Annotated in this window: 16 protein-coding genes; 8 read left to right on the plus strand and 8 right to left on the minus strand. The window is 65.7% G+C overall.

Features of this window, described 5'->3' with window-relative positions; translation table 11 throughout:
• Nucleotides 1–356: 356 nt before the first annotated feature.
• From D892_RS46550 to D892_RS0110745, 7 genes are all read right to left on the minus strand, one after another.
• A complete protein-coding gene (locus D892_RS46550; RefSeq protein ID WP_156959462.1) occupies nucleotides 357–1,193 on the minus strand; it encodes a hypothetical protein in 837 nt (278 codons plus the stop codon).
• Nucleotides 1,194–2,376: 1,183 nt separating this feature from the next.
• A complete protein-coding gene (locus tag D892_RS0110730; protein WP_232236055.1) occupies nucleotides 2,377–2,640 on the minus strand; it encodes a type II toxin-antitoxin system Phd/YefM family antitoxin in 264 nt (87 codons plus the stop codon).
• 145 nt (nucleotides 2,641–2,785) lie between these two features.
• Nucleotides 2,786–2,992 (minus strand): PASTA domain-containing protein, encoded by a 207-nt coding sequence (locus tag D892_RS47675; protein ID WP_024801236.1) that lies wholly within the window; start codon nucleotides 2,990–2,992, stop codon nucleotides 2,786–2,788.
• 702 nt (nucleotides 2,993–3,694) lie between these two features.
• Nucleotides 3,695–4,012 carry a phosphoribosyltransferase gene (locus D892_RS46555; RefSeq protein WP_156959463.1) on the minus strand — a complete coding sequence of 106 codons (318 nt, stop codon included), beginning with the start codon at nucleotides 4,010–4,012 and terminating at the stop codon, nucleotides 3,695–3,697.
• Nucleotides 4,013–4,620: 608 nt separating this feature from the next.
• Complete coding sequence (locus D892_RS45030; protein ID WP_156959464.1) at nucleotides 4,621–5,574, minus strand: DNA-processing protein DprA; 954 nt, start codon at nucleotides 5,572–5,574, stop codon at nucleotides 4,621–4,623.
• A gap of 420 nt (nucleotides 5,575–5,994) precedes the next feature.
• Entirely contained in the window at nucleotides 5,995–6,489 is a 495-nt protein-coding gene (locus D892_RS0110740; protein WP_024801237.1) for a MarR family winged helix-turn-helix transcriptional regulator, read from the minus strand.
• A 41-nt stretch (nucleotides 6,490–6,530) separates the two neighbouring features.
• Nucleotides 6,531–7,706: an alpha-hydroxy-acid oxidizing protein gene (locus tag D892_RS0110745; RefSeq protein WP_024801238.1), complete on the minus strand. Its 1,176-nt coding sequence runs from the start codon at nucleotides 7,704–7,706 to the stop codon at nucleotides 6,531–6,533.
• Nucleotides 7,707–8,289: 583 nt separating this feature from the next.
• On the opposite strand from D892_RS0110745, the gene D892_RS0110750 reads away from it, so the two are divergent.
• Nucleotides 8,290–8,472, plus strand: a complete 183-nt coding sequence (locus tag D892_RS0110750; protein WP_156959465.1) for a hypothetical protein — start codon at nucleotides 8,290–8,292, stop codon at nucleotides 8,470–8,472.
• A gap of 69 nt (nucleotides 8,473–8,541) precedes the next feature.
• Nucleotides 8,542–9,531: an NAD(P)H-quinone oxidoreductase gene (locus D892_RS0110755; RefSeq protein ID WP_024801240.1), complete on the plus strand. Its 990-nt coding sequence runs from the start codon at nucleotides 8,542–8,544 to the stop codon at nucleotides 9,529–9,531.
• Between the two features lie 70 nt (nucleotides 9,532–9,601).
• Here the strand turns inward: D892_RS0110755 and D892_RS0110760 are convergent, their stop codons facing one another.
• Nucleotides 9,602–10,804 (minus strand): cysteine desulfurase-like protein, encoded by a 1,203-nt coding sequence (locus D892_RS0110760; protein WP_024801241.1) that lies wholly within the window; start codon nucleotides 10,802–10,804, stop codon nucleotides 9,602–9,604.
• 352 nt (nucleotides 10,805–11,156) lie between these two features.
• Here D892_RS0110760 and D892_RS0110765 point away from each other — a divergent pair, with 352 nt between their 5' ends.
• The 6 genes from D892_RS0110765 (at nucleotide 11,157) to rsgA (ending at nucleotide 16,792) form a co-directional block, all read left to right on the plus strand.
• Complete coding sequence (locus tag D892_RS0110765) at nucleotides 11,157–11,753, plus strand: bacterial proteasome activator family protein (protein ID WP_024801242.1); 597 nt, start codon at nucleotides 11,157–11,159, stop codon at nucleotides 11,751–11,753.
• Nucleotides 11,754–11,903: 150 nt separating this feature from the next.
• A complete protein-coding gene (locus D892_RS0110770) occupies nucleotides 11,904–12,767 on the plus strand; it encodes an ABC transporter permease (protein WP_036568603.1) in 864 nt (287 codons plus the stop codon).
• A 7-nt stretch (nucleotides 12,768–12,774) separates the two neighbouring features.
• Complete coding sequence (locus D892_RS0110775) at nucleotides 12,775–13,593, plus strand: ABC transporter ATP-binding protein (protein ID WP_024801244.1); 819 nt, start codon at nucleotides 12,775–12,777, stop codon at nucleotides 13,591–13,593.
• Nucleotides 13,590–14,516, plus strand: coding sequence for a glycosyltransferase (locus D892_RS0110780; protein ID WP_024801245.1), 927 nt, complete (start codon nucleotides 13,590–13,592; stop codon nucleotides 14,514–14,516). The genes D892_RS0110775 and D892_RS0110780 overlap by 4 nt, the downstream gene beginning before the upstream one ends.
• Nucleotides 14,517–14,548: 32 nt before the next feature.
• Nucleotides 14,549–15,502 (plus strand): hypothetical protein, encoded by a 954-nt coding sequence (locus tag D892_RS48465; protein ID WP_232236436.1) that lies wholly within the window; start codon nucleotides 14,549–14,551, stop codon nucleotides 15,500–15,502.
• 240 nt (nucleotides 15,503–15,742) lie between these two features.
• Nucleotides 15,743–16,792, plus strand: a complete 1,050-nt coding sequence (gene rsgA / locus D892_RS0110795) for a ribosome small subunit-dependent GTPase A (protein WP_024801247.1) — start codon at nucleotides 15,743–15,745, stop codon at nucleotides 16,790–16,792.
• Nucleotides 16,793–16,901: the final 109 nt, after the last annotated feature.

Below are 16,901 nucleotides of genomic sequence, written 5' to 3' on the forward strand. Positions count from 1 at the left end.
TGGCGACGGGGTAGAACGCCAACCATTCCTATCTGACCGCCTTCTGCATCACCGAGCAGTGCTGGGCACGACGCCAGCCGTACCCGACCTACCTCCCGCAGCCGATCACGAATCGGCCGGGCCACAGCCAAAGCAACCAGCTGTGGCCCCGATCCAGGATGGAGTTGGGAAGGACGTTCCCGCTGGATCTCCGCCTTCCTCATGGCCCGATTGTCTCGCTCCAGTCGGACGCATCAAGGACCACCTTCGGTGTCCGCTACGCGGTGCTCCGCATCCTTGACCCGCCCGACTTCCGCTGAGGGATAGCCAGTATGAGGGAAGGACGGAGAAGAATCAGGGAGATACGCGACCGGGCCTCATCGCAGCAATGTGTAGGTGATTCCCTCATGCTCATTGCCATCAGACCACGAGAACTCGATCCTTTTCTCAGCGCCGCCACACCTCCATGCCATATAGCCGGGCTGCCGAAGGGTCTGACGAAGTGGGTTATCCGAGTAAAGGAGTGCAGGGTAGCTGCGTGTCCTCTCATCGAGGCTCAGACCAAAGCTGATGCCTGCGAGATCGACAATACCGCCGCATAAAGAGTTGTCCACGTGGCTGAGAAATGGGGTTGCACCACACCACTTTTCGATGACCGCTTCGATTGTGGTAATCGGATCGAACTTCAGATACGCGTGATTTGGATGTGCCGCCACACACAAGCCACCATTGGTTGGCCATGGCTTCTTACCGAGAAGAAGGCGAACTGCATCTTCCGGGATCGGACTGACGACCCGAGACCCGTTGCCGGTGAATGCATTGACTGCGGCGTGCGTCAGGAGGAGCTTCAGTCCCCACCGCTGGAAGTTATCGCCCGAGATCTGAACAATCTCGTCGGCGCCCCAGTCTCCGGTGCCACCACGCAATGCTAGAGCGATGGTGTGCAGAAAGGTCGCGAGATCGATTGCAGCACTATCCAGATCCGAGAGTCCATTGTTGTGCGCCGTGCAAAGCACATTTGCGACGAATCGCCTCGGCTGGACAGGTTGCGGGATGCCGTACCCGTTATCGTGGGCGATACTAACGTTAGGATCCCCGAATGTGTAGAGCTTTATCAGGCCATGCGAAATGTAGTGCTCTCCGGAGATTTTCGTGGAACACCCGCCATCTACATTCGCGTAGCACTTCGGATGCTTGTAGGCGATCGTGTCCATCAGTCTCTCCAGTAGCCCCCACGGTTGCTATCAAGTATGCGCCATTTCCACGGGCCGCGGTACCGAATATCTGGAGCATTCCGTTTCCAGCCTGCCTCTGTGAAACGGCGGTAGCCTACATACCGGCATCCGGTGAGAGCGGACATGCCCCGGGACGAGACCGAGGCCGGACCGCGCACCAACCTATTCCGTGCCACGGACGCGCCAGATACCCAGGTCAACAGCGGTAAATCGCGGCCCGTTCCGCGCACTTGCCGACCTGGGTAAGCCCTGGTTTACATGATCAATCCCCTGATTCCCAAGCTGCTGTTCTGCGCTGGCTGCTTGGTCCGCAGTTGGTCCGCAGCAGCGCACAACACCCCCAACGATCACCAACGAAACCAACTAACGAACGCGCAGGTCAGCCGCGTACTGCCACCGACACCAACGAAGCCCGATTCAGGCAAATATCAAGAGCGACAAGCTTGAAAACCGTCGTGGTTCACGCCACCGTGGGTTCAAATCCCACACCCACCGCAGGTCAGCAAGCTCTTGGCCCGGGGATCTGTAACGACGCCGCCCAGGAACTGCGGGCGTTCGCCTCTCGCACAACTCCGCCCAAAACTTCCTGGTAGTCAGCCGCCCAGCCGGGTATCGACGCCACTGCGATCGGCGCGGGCACCGTGCCGGCCGACCCGAGCACCTCGGCCGACCCGTGATCCGCCCGCAAATCGTCCAGGTCGAGGACCCGTTCGGCCTTGGTGATCGTGAGCCGTAGACAGTCGCTGCATCGGCACCGCGGCGCAAGTCCCCGGAGACGAAGTACCTCGTCCGCAAACATGGTCGGCCCGGCCAACGATGGGGTTCGCAGAACGCGTCAGGACGTGCGCTGATACTTCCGCCACGTAACCGAGGTCCGCCGCAACGACCTGGCGGTGGAGGGCTCATGTCCGATACGCCCGCGAGGTCCGACATCTACCACCGTGACGATCATCCGCTTGTCGTCCACGCGCGGTAGATGGTTCGTAGGTGCCGCGTCGGGCCGAGAATCTGTCGTCCAGGGGTGGCAGGAGTCGCTTGCCGACCCTGTACGGGTTGTCGAGTAGCGGCCCGGTCATGAACTCGTAGGCGGCGGCAACCGACTCTGGTAGCCGCGCGGTCAACATGCGCGGCACGGTTGGGGTGGTCTCCAGGCGGTAGGAGGTCACCGCCGGTGCGCCATCGCCTTGGCCAGCTCGTCGCCGGTGACGAGCTCACCGCGCGCCAGTTCGGCGTCGGAAGAGACGAGCCGACCTACCGTCTCGTTATCGGTGTGAACCGCGATCGTCTCCTCGAGCGCCTCCAGATCATCGGGTGCGATGAGGATCGCGGCGGGCTCGCCGTGCACGGTGATGGTGACGCGCTCGTGCTGGTTGTGAACACGACTCACAACCTCGGACAGGGTCACTTTCACATCGGCGAGCTTCATAGTCAGAATTATGACCAATTTTGGATATGACCAATTTTGGACAAGGATCAACGACAATCGGCGGAGCCACCACGACGTCCTGGTCGGCGGTCTCATCAAGACACCGAGCCAGAGTTACATCAGTCCATGGTTGCTGTTGTCGCCGTCAGCCACACGAGTTCGGTTCGCCGTACTTGACGACCGAAAGAACCGCGTCGCCTTCACCGATCGGGGTACCCGGGCCTGGCGACTGGGCGACCACGATCCAGTTGCGATCGACGATCTGGCTCCGGCCGGCCCCGGTGGCGTCCTTTGAACGGGAGAAGAAGACTCCGTCGGCTTGCATCGCGTTCTGTGCATCTTGCAGATTCATGCACACGACGTAGGGCATCAGCCGCGTGTCGCCGACGGCCCCGGCGGATGGCGTGCTCGTTGGTGTCGCTGCGCCGGGGATGGGTGCGGGTGCAGATGCCGATGTAGAGGTGGGCATGACAGGAGTCGACACCGCGGCCCTCGCACTTGTCGAAGTACCTTGCGAAACAGCTGAATTGGAGCTCGTACCACACCCTACCGAGGTGCCTACGATGCCGACCGTCAACAGCACGATCGGAAGAATTCTCGGCTGGTTTCGCCCACCCCCTGCACCATATGCCGAAACTGAATTAGCGGCGGATAACTTCACAGAAACCTCGATTGCAAAATCTTCTAACCTGACGAACTTTTTTCCCCGGATCAGGGAGTGTTCCGGAAAGATCGGGCTGGAGATAGAGGATTTTGACCCTTGGCGTCGAGAAGTGGTTCAGTCTGGCCGATGTCCGCAGTGCAGCGGTAGAACTGGACATAACACCCGAACAGCTGACGACGGAACTGCACCGAGGCTGTCACTCGAGTCAGCATCACTGACGAGGGCCCGCTGACCAGGTGAGACTCCGTCGCGGACCACGGAGAGTCGGGGCCCCGCGTCAATAGGCAGCAGAGGCAACGTCGGCAACTATCCTTTTAATCGGAGATCAGGTGCCCATAGGTCGCGATCCGGGGTGGCCGTGTTGTTTGCCGACGGCGTCGAAGACGCTCATCAGATGCGTTTCGGGCCTGGTTCGATCATGGTGAAATCTGTTGCATAATTGCAAACCTGCCCGTTGACCGGACAGCGCAGCACGTCATAAGTGCTATCGGCCAAAGAGTCGATGATCCGCTTATGGTCGGACCAGTCCCAACGCAACCAGCGATCGACACACAGAATGGTGGCGGTGGCAGCTCCCGCCTTTTTCACCGCAATTGCCGCCCCTTGAGCACTTGCACCGGTAGTCCAGGTATCGTCAACAATCAGTATGTTCTTGCCATAGACATGTTTGCGCCACTTGTCTTCGACAATGTACCGGTCTTCGGTCATCGCATGTTTGGTGCCGCTGCCCGGCCCGGGATCCAGTAGAAATCTGTGCATGGCAGGGGCCGTACCGGATAGTGGCAGGGCAGCCCTGGCAAGTGCCACTACCGGATGGGTGGCGTCAGGCCGTTCGGGGGACGGTACAAAGGTTAGAGAGTCCCAGGTACCGCCCGTCCATTGATGGAAACACGGGCGATGCATTTCTACCGTCGCCTGAACCATGAACTCCAAATCGTGGGAGCACTCTGGCACAAGTGGTGTTCCCCGATACCCCTTATAAGCCAGCATGTGGTGTGCAGACTGATGGAGTCCACCGGGAGACCTAGCAATTGCGTATGTGAGCAGGATGGTGCGATCAGCAAGAAGTCCTGGAAAAGTTTCACGATGACCTTGGCACACCTTGCACAGGTCACAATCCGCTGGACCCCGACAGACAGTACAGATTCCAGGTGAGCCCGGCGTATAAGTGTTGCTGAAGAAGCCGCCCACCCTGTCCCGGACCATCCCGCGAAATAACAGCGCATGCACGGAGGCGCTGATGTTCTCCTTGCGAGCTCGCGCACGCTCACGTACCAATAATTCCTGCAGCTGTCGACCTGGCACGGGTGCAGAATTCACTGGAAGGTGCTCAAGAACTGGGATATCGTCGCAGGCTTATCAATTATCGCCATCGCCTGATCAATAGCTTCCTGCGCCGAGTCCGCCACATATACACCCGGCTCATTGCGCATCGCCAGACCCCAGCTAGTTGATTGGACCACGCTTCTGTTCAAAATTACCGGTCGACCGTGCGCGACTGCTTCTCGTGCCTGTATCCGTGTACCGCTTTTCTCACTTGCTTCGACTATGACCGTCGCGGAGCCGTACGCACTCATGGTTACATTGCGGGCTGGAAACGAGTACCGCGTTGGCCCGTACTCCGGTAGGAAATGCGACAAAAGCATGCCCTTGGTAGCGATCTCAGATTGAAGGTCACGGTTTTCACGTGGATAAACATGGTTCAGGCCGTTTCCCAGCACTGCGACAGTCCGGCCGCCCGAATCCAACGCAGCACGATGAGCAATCGTGTCGATTCCCCGCGCAAGTCCGGCGATCACGGTAATTTTCTGACCCGCTAGGCCCTTCGCCACTGTCCCGGCGAATCGAATCGCAGCATCCGATGCGTCCCGCGATCCGACTACACAGACACCGACATCTCGATGCACCAATTCCCCGTCAGTGAATACCACCGGGGGAACTTGCCGAACCGAACGCAGTCGCTCTGGGTAGCTGTCATCCATAAAGGTGTGGAAGCTGAACGGTGCTTGTTCCCACGCTTTCAGATCTTTCTCGGCTTGGTACAACACCGTAGACGCCTCATCGTCGTCTTCGAACAGAGCGCTGGGATGCTCGTCGTCCCACAGCGATCGCGCGCTCCCGCGCTCGGCCACACGTCTGGTTAATTCGGACCATTCAGCGCGTTTCGGCGTCAACCGCATCATCGCTACCAAGGCCGAACGGTCATCTTCATTCCAAGAAGGCGTGTCACCAGTCGCCTCTCGCTCATCCCAACCGCTGGTGGCGCTCACCGTGTGTCACCTACCTCCTCAAACTTCCCAAATAGAACTCTCATTCGAACTATGACAGTGGCCACCGACACATTCTCGCATCGCGGAACGTTCTTGGCGCCACGATGGCCACCACCGACGCGCTGGCACCTCGACGTACGCTGAGCCTGATCGTCCGATGCACGACGCTCGCGCCCTCCGACGCCCAACGGGCCTCGTCGTCCCTCGCTTGCTCTTGCTGCCACCGAGAACGTACGACCATCGCCACCTACCTACCTAGATCTTGTCATCAATGGAGGCAACCACGGCGACCTTGTAATCAGCGATTCGTCAGAGGGACTACACAGCCCGAGCAGCCAGACCCGTGCACGACCGGCCATCGATCAACTGCCGGCGCGGCTCGATCAGTCTGCCCGGCATCTGTCTGGGCCAGCGCAAGAGTCACCGCCCTTCGCGGGCGATGATTTCCTTGTCGACTCGTTCGAAGACCTCGGCCAGGACCGCTATCTGGTCGGGGGTCAGGAGGTCGATGAAGTTGCGGCGGACCTCGGTGACGTGGGCGGGGGCTGCGGTGCGGAGGCGGTGCATGCCCTCTTCGGTGAGGTGGGCCAGGACGCCTCGGCCGTCTTCCTTGACGCTGGTGCGGCGGACGGTGCCCTGGGCTTCCATGCGGCGGATCTGGTGGGTGAGGCGGCTTCGGGAGGAGAGGACGCCGTCGGCCAGGTCGCTCATGCGGAGGGAGCGGGTGGGGGATTCGGACAGGAGGACCAGGATTCGGTATTCGTCCAGGCTCAGGTCGCTGTCGCGTTGGAGTTGGCGGTTCAGTTCCGCCAGCAGACGCTGGCCGCCGTCCATGTAGGCGCGCCAGGCCCGCTGCTGAGCCGAGCTGAGCCACCTCGGCTCCGGGGCCGGGCGACCGCTCGGTTCGTAAGCCATGCAGGCATTCTATTAGGCGCGATCGGGACCGGTCCTGCCGGTCAGCGGGCTGTCGCGAGCATCGCCCGGCTCAGGTCCGACACCGCGGCGCAGCCCGAAAGTCCCATGGCGACATCGAGATCCGCCAGCAGGATCCGCAGCGCGTGCCGGACTCCGGCGGCCCCGGCGAGGCCCAGACCGTAGGCCCACGGACGCCCGTAGAGGACCGCCTTGGCACCCAGCGACAGGGCGATCATCACGTCGGTGCCGGTGCGGATGCCGGAATCGAACAGCACGTCCGTCCGGTCGCCGACGGTGGCGACGACCGCCGGAAGCGCATCGAGCGCGGCGATCGAACCGTCGACCTGGCGGCCGCCGTGGTTGCTGACGATCACCGCGTCGGCGCCGGCGTCGACCATCTGCCGAGCGTCGTCGGGGTGCAGCACACCCTTCACGGCGATCGGCAGGTCGGTCCACGCCCGCAGCCGGCCGATGTCGGCGGGCCGCAGGCCGTGGTTGCCGAACAGCCCGACCCAGGTCAGCACCGCCATCCGCAGCGCCTCCTCGCTCTCCTCCGGCGGGGCGGACAGCCGCGCGCGAAAGACCGGATCGGACAGGTAGTTCGCGATGCCCTTGCCGTGCAGGAAAGGGAGGTGGGCGAGTTCCAGATCGCGCGGGCGCCAGCCCAGTCCGGGGGTGTCGACGGTGACCACGATGGCACGGGCGCCCGCCTCGACCGCGCGCTCGACGAACGAGCGCGCCAGTTCGTCGTCGTTCGGCCAGTACAGCTGGTACCACCAGGCACCGGCCGGCGCGGCCGCCTCCTCGATCGGGGTCGACGCGGCGGTGGACAGCACCATTCCCAGGCCCAGCTCCCGGGTCACCTCCGCGACGATGGCCTCGCCGCGCTCGTGCAGCAGGCCGAGCACGCCGACCGGCGCGGTCAGCACCGGCGCCGCCAGCCGGGTGCCGAGCACCTCCACCGACAGGTCCCGCGCGTCGGACGCGCTGGTGCCGCGCCACATCCGCGGGATCAACCGGTAGCGATCGAATGCCGCCTCGTTCGCCGCCGCCGTGCGCTCGGCCGACGCGCTCCCCGCCACGTAGGCATAGGCCACCGCATCCAGTAATTCGCGGGCACGCTCGGCCAATCCGGCTGCCGTCATCGGCAATTCGGGGCACACCCCGGCGAGCCCGGCGAGATAGATCTCGTTCTGGAAGTCGGCGAAACTGCTCATTCCGGGAACGCTAGCCGCTTGTCCGGAAACCGCGGCACCGAATCGGCGCCCACAGTGCGATACCTGCCGTCGGAGGGGTGTGCACCGCGCGGCTGGATTCCGGCCGGAAGCATGCCGGAATGACGAGGAGTGCACGCCCGGACCGACGAACAATGCGCGCCCGGGATGACGAACAGTGCGCGCCCTGAACGACGAGAGGTGCATACCCGGAAACGGGAGCAGAGCGTGCCGACCCGAGCGGGAGTGCGCCACAAGGACAAACGCCGCACACGCTCGACGGTGAATACCCGCCGGAACAACCGACTGAACACTCTCCGGCACGTCTCTCCGTGCCATCCACCCGAGCCTTCCCAGGCTCCCGTCGAGATACGGACCGCACCCAGGAACGACCGCGACGACGGTTGCTCCGATCTGCCCAGGCGAGCAAGGATTCCGCCGCTGTCGACCCGCCGGGTCCGCCACCGATGCCTCCCCCAGCCCGCGCCCCATCGATCGACGGATGCGCTCCGAACGAGGAGGCGCGAGCGGGCATGCCTCGGCAGCGAGCGGGTATCCGGTGCGACGACTGGAAGAGGTGAGCGAGATGGCCGAAGACAACCGTGTGCTGGACCTGCGTCGGCGGGGCGAGGCGGCCGGGATCCCGGACAGTTCCGCGATGACCGCCGACGAGCTGAGCCGGACGCTCGGCAAGATGGCCAAGGGTATCGACGCCGAGACCGCGAAGCAGGCGGTCGTCGAGAACGAGGATGCGGAAAACCCTGGTTGACCACGGCCGATCCCCCGGCGACGGCGCGGGGCGTCGAGCCGGGGTGGGCGGCGTCGTAAGGTCGCGGGTATGGATGCGGTGACGCTCGAGGAGTTCGGTGAACCCGAGGTGATGCGGTGGGCGCAGGTGCCCGATCCCGCGGGGCCGGGGGCCGGCGAGGTGCTGATCGATGTCGCGGTCGCGGGTGTGAACCGCGCGGATGTGATGCAGCGGAAGGGTTTCTACCCGCCGCCGCCCGGGGCCAGCGAGACCATCGGGCTCGAGTGCTCGGGCGTGATCGCGGAGGTCGGCACGGGAGTGGACGATTTCCGGGCCGGCGATCGGGTGTGCGCGCTGCTGTCCGGCGGTGGGTACGCCGAGCGGGTGGTGGTGCCCGCGACACAGGTGCTGCCGGTACCCGAGGGCGTGGATCTGGCCGGGGCGGCGGCACTTCCGGAGGTGGCGGCCACCGTCTGGTCGAATCTGGTGATGCGGGCGGGGCTGCGCGAGGGGCAGCTGCTGCTGATCCACGGCGGCGGCAGCGGCATCGGGACGCACGCCATCCAAGTGGCGCGCAGCCGGGGCGCGCGGATCGCCGTGACGGCCGGTTCGCAGTACAAACTCGACCGCTGCAAGGAATTGGGCGCGAGCATCCTGGTCAATTATCGCGAAGACGACTTCGTCGCCGCGGTGGCCGAATTCGGCGGCGCCGACGTCGTTCTCGACAATATGGGCGCGAAATACCTGGAGCGCAACGTCGCGGCGCTCGCCGACGACGGTCAGCTGTGTGTGATCGGCATGCAGGGCGGCGCCAGCGCGGAGCTGAATCTCGGCGCCCTGCTGGGTAAGCGCGGCACGATCCACGCCACCAACCTGCGCCGCCGCTCCGCCACCGGCCGTTCGAGCAAGGCGGAGATCATCGCCGAGCTGCGCACCCACCTGTGGCCGCTGATCGCCAACGGCACCGTCGCCCCGGTGGTGCACAAAGAACTCCCGGTCGCCGAAGCGGCCGAGGCGCACCGCCTACTGGACTCCCCCGAGACCGTCGGCAAGGTCGTGCTCCGTATTCGCGACCTCTGAGATCCGCGACCTCTGAGCGACCGAACTCTGGGTATTCGCCCCCGCCCGGAGTTCGGCTCCCGCGCCGCGTTCAGTCCAGCGCGGCCAGCGCGCGGCCCAGCTGATCTATCTCGAATTTCGTTGTGTACGGCGCCAACCCGATGGTGACCGCACCGCCCTCGTCGTTGACGCCGAGGGCGTCGAGTAGTCGGCTGCCGCCGTGCACCCCGCTGAGCGTGCCGACGCGGTGGTCGGCGAGCTTCGCGGAGACCTTCTCGGCCTGCATACCGGCGACGGTGAAGCTGACCGTGGGGATGCGGGTGGAGGCGCGGCCGATCACCGTCAGGCTCGGGACGCGGTCCAGCACGTCCATCAGGTGCTCGAACAGCTGGTCGTGATAGTCCTGCAGCGAGGTTATCGAGATCTCCAGGCGCTCCCGCCGCGTCCCCCGCGCCTGCTCGTCGAGTCCGGCGAGGTAGTCGATCGAGGTGGTGAGCCCGGCCAGCAGCGCGTACTGATGATGGCCGACCTCCAGCCGCTCGGCGCCCTTGGCATAGGGATTCAGCGACATCGACGGAATCCGGTCCAGGAACGCCGGATCCCGGAACACCAGCGCACCGACCTGCGGCCCGCCCCACGCGGGGGCCGACAGCGCCACCACGTCGGCGTTCAGCTCCTCTATGTCGAGCAGCGCGTACGGCGCCGCGCCGAAGCAGTCCGCGACCAGTAAACCGCCGACCTCATGCACCCGGTCCGCCGCGACCCGCACGGCCGGCGCGGAGCCGACGATCGGGGACGCCGCCGTCAAGGCGACTAAACGAGCGGTGGGCCCGATCAGCTCCTCGAACTGCCAGGCCGGCATCTCGCAGGTCTCGATCTCCACCTCGGCCCAGCGCACATGGGCGCCATAGCGATTGGCGATGCGCAGCCACGGCGCGACGTTGGCCTCGTCGTCCAGACGCGACAGCACGATCCCGGTGCCCAGGCCGAGCCTGGAACTGAGCGACTCGGCCAGCCAGGCGAGCAGCACCGCGCGGTCCGGGCCGAGTACGACGCCCGCCGGATCGGCGCCGACCAGATCCGCGACCGCCTCGCGCGCGGCGTCCAGGATGGCCGCGCTGCGCCTGGTCGCGGTGTAGCGGCTGCCGTGCGTGAACCCGGAGGTGCGGAAACCCGTTGACACGGCGCGCGATACCGAATCGGGAACAAGCATCCCCGCTTGCGTGTCGAGATGGATCCAGCCGTCGCCCAGGGACGGTATCAACCCCCGAACCCGCGCGACGTCGTAAGTCATGTGGGCCACTCTAAGGGCAGCAGGCGAGTGGATGTAACCGTGTCGGCGGCAACCATCGAGCCCCGCTCGGCCGCAGCGCAGCGGCGGGTACGGGTCGTCGCCGCGATCGCCCGGGTCACCATGCGGGGCGCCGCGCACGACGCGATCGGCACCGGACGACCGGCACGACGGAGGCAACCCGATGAGAGATCACGCGACATGGCAACCGACTTTCAACAAGACCGAACCACACACGAAGCGGACACGACCGCAACAGAATACTGACCGCCGCGGACGGACATACCCGCAGTGCGTACCCTCGATGGACCCCGCCCCTTAGCGCGCCGCGGCGCGACAAGACATGATGGAGATCATGACGCACTCGGACGGAGCACCGGATTCCATTGTGGTGATCGGCCCCGAAGGCAAGCCGTTGGTTATCCCGGCGAGCGCCCAAGGCGAGATGCCGTTCGCCGGCCAGGTCGTCGGCGATGCCGAGGCCGCCGCCGACCTGGACCCGGACGGCAAGGACGAATCGCTGGCCGACATGGTCGAGCAGCCGGCGAAGGTGATGCGCATCGGGACCATGATCAAGCAGCTGCTGGAGGAGGTGCGGGCCGCTCCCCTGGACGACGCCAGCCGCACCCGGCTCAAGGAGATACACCAGACCTCCATCCGCGAGCTGGAGCAGGGGCTGTCGCCGGACCTGCGCGACGAGCTGGAACGGCTGGCGCTGCCGTTCAGCGAGGGCTCGATACCGTCCGACGCCGAGCTGCGCATCGCGCAGGCCCAGCTGGTCGGCTGGCTGGAGGGCCTGTTCCACGGCATCCAGACCGCGCTGTTCGCCCAGCAGATGGCCGCGCGCGCCCAGCTCGAGCAGATGCGGCACGCGCTCCCGCCGAGCGCGCAGATCCCCGGCGATCGTGGCCAGGGCGGCGGGCACGCGACCGGCGGCGGACAGTATCTCTGAGGCCGGGATCTCCCTCCCCGACGTCGGGATCTGCACGGTCAACGGCTCTGAACAGCGACCACGCGTGGTTTACGGCCCGCACGCAGCGACGGTCGTGACGCACCGCTACAGTCGGTCACTGTGCCCGCAGCAGCCCCCGCCGAATCGGCGATCGCCGAGCAGCGCCCGGCCGACACCCCGGTGCCGATAGTGTCGGATTCCCAATCGTTCGGACGCGCCTTCAAGGACCTACGCGACGGGCTGGCGCAACGTGAGCTCTGGCTGTCGCTGGGCTGGCAGGACATCAAGCAGCGGTACCGGCGGTCGGTGCTGGGTCCGTTCTGGATCACCATCTCGACCGCCGTGCAGGCCGCCGCCATCGGAATCCTGTATGCCACCCTGTTCGGCCAGCCGCTGCGCGAATATCTGCCGTACGTGACGGTCGGCATCATCGTGTGGAACGTGATCGAGGCCAGCATCCTCGAGGGCGCGGAGGTGTTCATCGCCAACGAGGGGCTGATAAAGCAGCTGCCCTCGGCATTGAGCGTCCATATCTACCGGATGGTGTGGAAGCAGTTCCTGTTCTTCGCCCACAACCTGATCATCTACGCGCTGCTGCTGGTCGGGTTCATGGTGTGGCGGGATCTGGAATGGACGGTGGTGCTGGCTCTGCCCGCCATCGTGCTGGTGTTCCTCAATTGCATGTGGGTGTCGATCGTATTCGGCATCTTCAGCACCCGGTACCGCGATATCGCGCCGATTCTCGGCAGCCTCACGCGCATGCTGTTCGTGCTCACCCCGGTGATGTGGTCGGCGAAAGTGCTGCACGCCCAGGGCGGTTCGGTGAGCGAGCGGGCGCGCCTGGTCGAGTTGAACCCGACCTACCATTACCTGGAGATCGTGCGCGCCCCGATGCTGGGCGATCCGATCGCGCTCCGCAGCTGGCTGGTGGTGGCCGCGTTCACCGTTGTCGGCTGGGCGCTGGCAATCCTGGCCATGAAGCAGTACCGATCCCGCGTCCCCTACTGGGTGTGAAGGCGATATGTCCGATGTGAGTATCGAAACCCAGAGTGCCTGGGTGGAATTCCCGATCTTCGATGCCAAATCGCGGTCGTTGAAGAAGGCGTTTCTCGGCAAGGCGGGCGGTTCGATCGGGCGCAACAAGTCCGATGTGGTCGTCGTCGAGGCCCTGCGCGACATCACGGTGTCGTTCAGCGAGGGCGACCGCGTCGGCCTGGTCGGCCACAACGGCGCCGGCAAATCGACGCTGCTGCGCCTGCTCGCGGGTATCTACGAGCCCACCCGGGGCAGCGCGCGGGTGCGCGGCCGGGTGGCGCCGGTATTCGATCTCGGCGTCGGCATGGACCCCGAGATCTCCGGCTACGAGAACATCATCATCCGCGGCCTGTTCCTCGGGCAGACCCGCAAGCAGATGCTGGACAAGGTGGACGAGATCGCCGAATTCACCGAGCTCGGTGAGTATCTCAACATGCCGCTGCGCACCTACTCGGCCGGTATGCGGGTACGCCTGGCGATGGGCGTGGTGACCTCGATCGACCCCGAAATCCTGCTGCTGGACGAGGGAATCGGCGCGGTGGATGCCGATTTCCTGAAGAAGGCGCGAAATCGCCTGCGCGATCTCGTCGCTCGCTCCGGAATCCTGGTATTTTGCAGCCACTCCAACGAGTTCCTCGCGCAACTGTGCGACACCGCGATCTGGATCGATCACGGCGAGATGCGGATGCGCGGCGGCATCGAGGAAGTGGTGCGGGCCTACGAGGGGCCCGATGCCGGTGAGCACGTCGCCCAGATTCAACGCGAACTGGAACGAGAACGGGAACTGGAGCGGAATCCCACATGAGTGAACAGGCGGCACCGCCCGATCCGACATGGGACGGCGCCCGCATCGTCGCGGTGGTCGTCACCCATAAGCGCCGGGAGTTGCTGGCCGAATCGCTGAAGGTGGTCGGTACGCAGACGCGTCCGGTCGATCACCTGATCGTGGTGGACAACGCGAACGAGCCCGAGGTCGGTGAGCTGGTGCGGGAGCAGCCGGTGCCGGCCACCTATCTGGGTTCGGAGCACAACCTGGGCGGCGCCGGCGGTTTCGCACTGGGCATTCTGCACGCGCTGTCGCTGGGCGCCGACTGGGTCTGGCTGGCCGACGACGACGGCCGGCCCGAGGGCCCGGAGGTGCTCGGAACTCTCGTGGATTGCGCCCGGCGGCACCGGCTTTCCGAGGTCTCGCCGGTGGTTGCCGATATCGACGACCCCGACCGGCTGGCCTTCCCGTTGCGCCGCGGGGTGGTGTGGCGGCGGCTGCGCTCCGAACTGGGCGACGACGATTTCCTCCCCGGAATCGCCTCGCTGTTCAACGGCGCCCTGATTTCCGCGCAGGCCGTCGAGGTGATCGGCGTGCCCGATCTGCGATTGTTCGTGCGCGGTGACGAGGTGGAGATCCATCGCCGGCTGGTGCGCTCGGGCCTGCCGTTCGGCACCTGTTTGCAGGCGGCGTACCTGCATCCCAACGGCTCCGCCGAATTCAAGCCGATTCTGGGCGGGCGCATGCACACCCAGTATCCGGACGATCCGGTCAAGCGGTACTTCACCTATCGCAATCGGGGTTACCTGATGGCACAGCCCGGGATGCGCAAACTGCTACCCCAGGAATGGGCCCGGTTCTCCTGGTTCTTCCTGGTGCAGCAACGCGATCCGGCCGGACTGAAAGAATGGCTGCGGCTGCGGCGCCTGGGGCGGCGCGAGCAGTTCCACAAGCCTGATTGATTCACACGTAAGTCGAACACGGAGGTATGGCTGTGAGTAATCCCTGGGGCGGGCAGCCACCCAACGGACAATCCCCCTCACCGAACGGGCAGGCGCCCTATCCCGGAGTTCCGCAACCGCCGAACGGAGTCGGCACCTACGGCGCACCGCAACCGCACAGCACGTCCGCGCCGCAGGTCCCACAGCCCGGATACCCACCGCAACCGCACAGTGCCTCGGCACCGCAGATCCCGCAGCCCGGTGCGCCGCAGCCACACAGTGCCTCGGCACCCCAGATCCCGCAACCCGGTGCGCCGCAGCCACACAGCGCCTCCGCGCCACAGATGCCGCAACCCGGATATCCGCCGAACGCCGCGCCACCACAGGTCCCGCAGCCCGGATACGGTGCGCCGCAGCCGTTCGGCGCTCCGCAGCCCGGGTATCCGCCGCAGCAGCCCGGCATGCAACCGCCCGGCATGCAGCCTCCGCCGCCCGGCGCACCGGCCCCCGGACAACCGTTCCCCGGCGCACCGGCCAATCCCTATGGCGGGCAACCCAATCCCTACGCGGCCCCGAACTACGGCGCGCCGCCCCACGCCCCGATGCAGCAGTACCAGCCCGAGCCGGGCCCGCCGGGCATCGTCGTCGACAGTTCGTACTTCCCGATGGCCTTCATGCTCGCGCTGACCGGCCCGAAGATCATCGTCGACGGGTATCCGGTGCCGAACGCGCGCTGGGGCCGAACCCACATCCCGGTCGGCCCGGGCCAGCATCAGGTCCGGGTCGCCACCCGCTGGATGTGGGATATGGGCCCGGCCGACGCCGTCGTGCCCGTCGCCGAGGGCCAGAGCACCCGGGTCTACTACCGCTCGCCGGCGATCGCGTTCATCCGCGGGGCCATCGGGCCCGTGCCACAGTCCACACCGGGCATAGCGTTCATCTACGTGATGTGGGGGTTCGTGGCCCTCGTCATCCTGCTGAACATCGTGCTGATCGCGGCCATGTAGGCACGGCGGGAAAATACCTTGCGCCCCAGCGGGGGCGCCTGTCATCGTTGTACCCGTCCACAACGGACGGCATCGTCGAAGGGTCGAGGAGGTGGAAGACGTGAACGCCAACTATCGGGTTGTCGCGGCCGGGCAGCGGCTGGGTTTCGAAAGCCGCACCGCCGCACGTACTTTCACCCTCTCCCCGATGCACTGAGCCCTGAGGTCGGGCTCGGTGCCCGACGAAGGACGCTTCTCATCATGGTCGATTACGACCGTCTCATCGCATACGGCTGGACTCCGGCCGTTTCCGCCGAGTACACACGGCTGCTCGATACCGGCTGGATACCGGCCCGCGTGATCCGCATGGATCGCAGCGAGTGCGACGTCGCGACACCCGAAGGGCTCGCGCGTGCGCGCTGCCCTCGGGCGGATACCAACGTCGACGGCCTGTGTACCGGCGATTGGGTCGGCCTGGACTCCGATCTCCTGGTGCGGCAACACCTTCCGCGCCGAACCGCGATCGTGCGCGCGACGGCCTCCGGGCGGTCGGAGGCGCAGGTACTGGCCGCGAACGTCGATACGGTGCTGGTGTGCTCGGCCGCCGACGGCGACGTCGACCTGGGCCGCATCGAGCGAATGTTGGCGCTGGCCTGGGAATCCGGCGCGCAGCCGGTGGTCGTGCTGACGAAAGCCGATCTGGCCGTGGAGGTTCCGCTGGACGACGTGCGTGCCGCGGCGCCCGGTGCGATGGTGCTGGCCGTCAGCGCCACCACCGGAACGGGCATGGACGTGCTCACCGCGGTGCTGGACGGCACGGTCGCGCTGATCGGACCGTCCGGCGCGGGCAAGTCGACGCTGGCGAATGCGCTGCTGGGCGAGGAGGTCTTCGCCACCAGCGAGGTGCGCGCCTCGGACCAGCGCGGACGGCACACCACCGTGCACCGCGAACTGCGGCCGCTGCCCGGCGGGGGCACGCTCATCGATACCCCCGGTCTCCGCGCGGTGGGCCTGTGGGACGCCGCGGAGGGCCTGAGCCGCACCTTCAGCGATATCGAGACCCTCGCCGCGGAATGCCGCTTCACCGACTGCTCACACTCGAGCGAGCCCGGTTGCGCGGTGCTGGCGGCGATCGAATCCGGTGCGCTTCCCCGCCGTCGCCTGGACAGTTACCGGAAGCTGCAACGCGAGAACGAGTGGCTGGCCGCCCGCTCCGACGCCCGCCTGCGCGCGGAGCGCCAGCGGATGTGGAAGAACGTCACCAAGTCGCAGCGCCAGGCGTATCGGGACCGGCACTCGCGCGGGCGCTGAGTCCCCAGCTCAGCGTGCGGTATGCCGACAGCTCAACCTGCGGTCGGTTGACGGCTCGGCGTGCAGGCGGCCGACAGCTCAGCCTGTGGTCGGTTGACGGCTCAGCGTG

The sequence above is a fragment of the Nocardia sp. BMG51109 genome, from assembly GCF_000526215.1.
Classification (GTDB): Bacteria; Actinomycetota; Actinomycetes; order Mycobacteriales; family Mycobacteriaceae; genus Nocardia.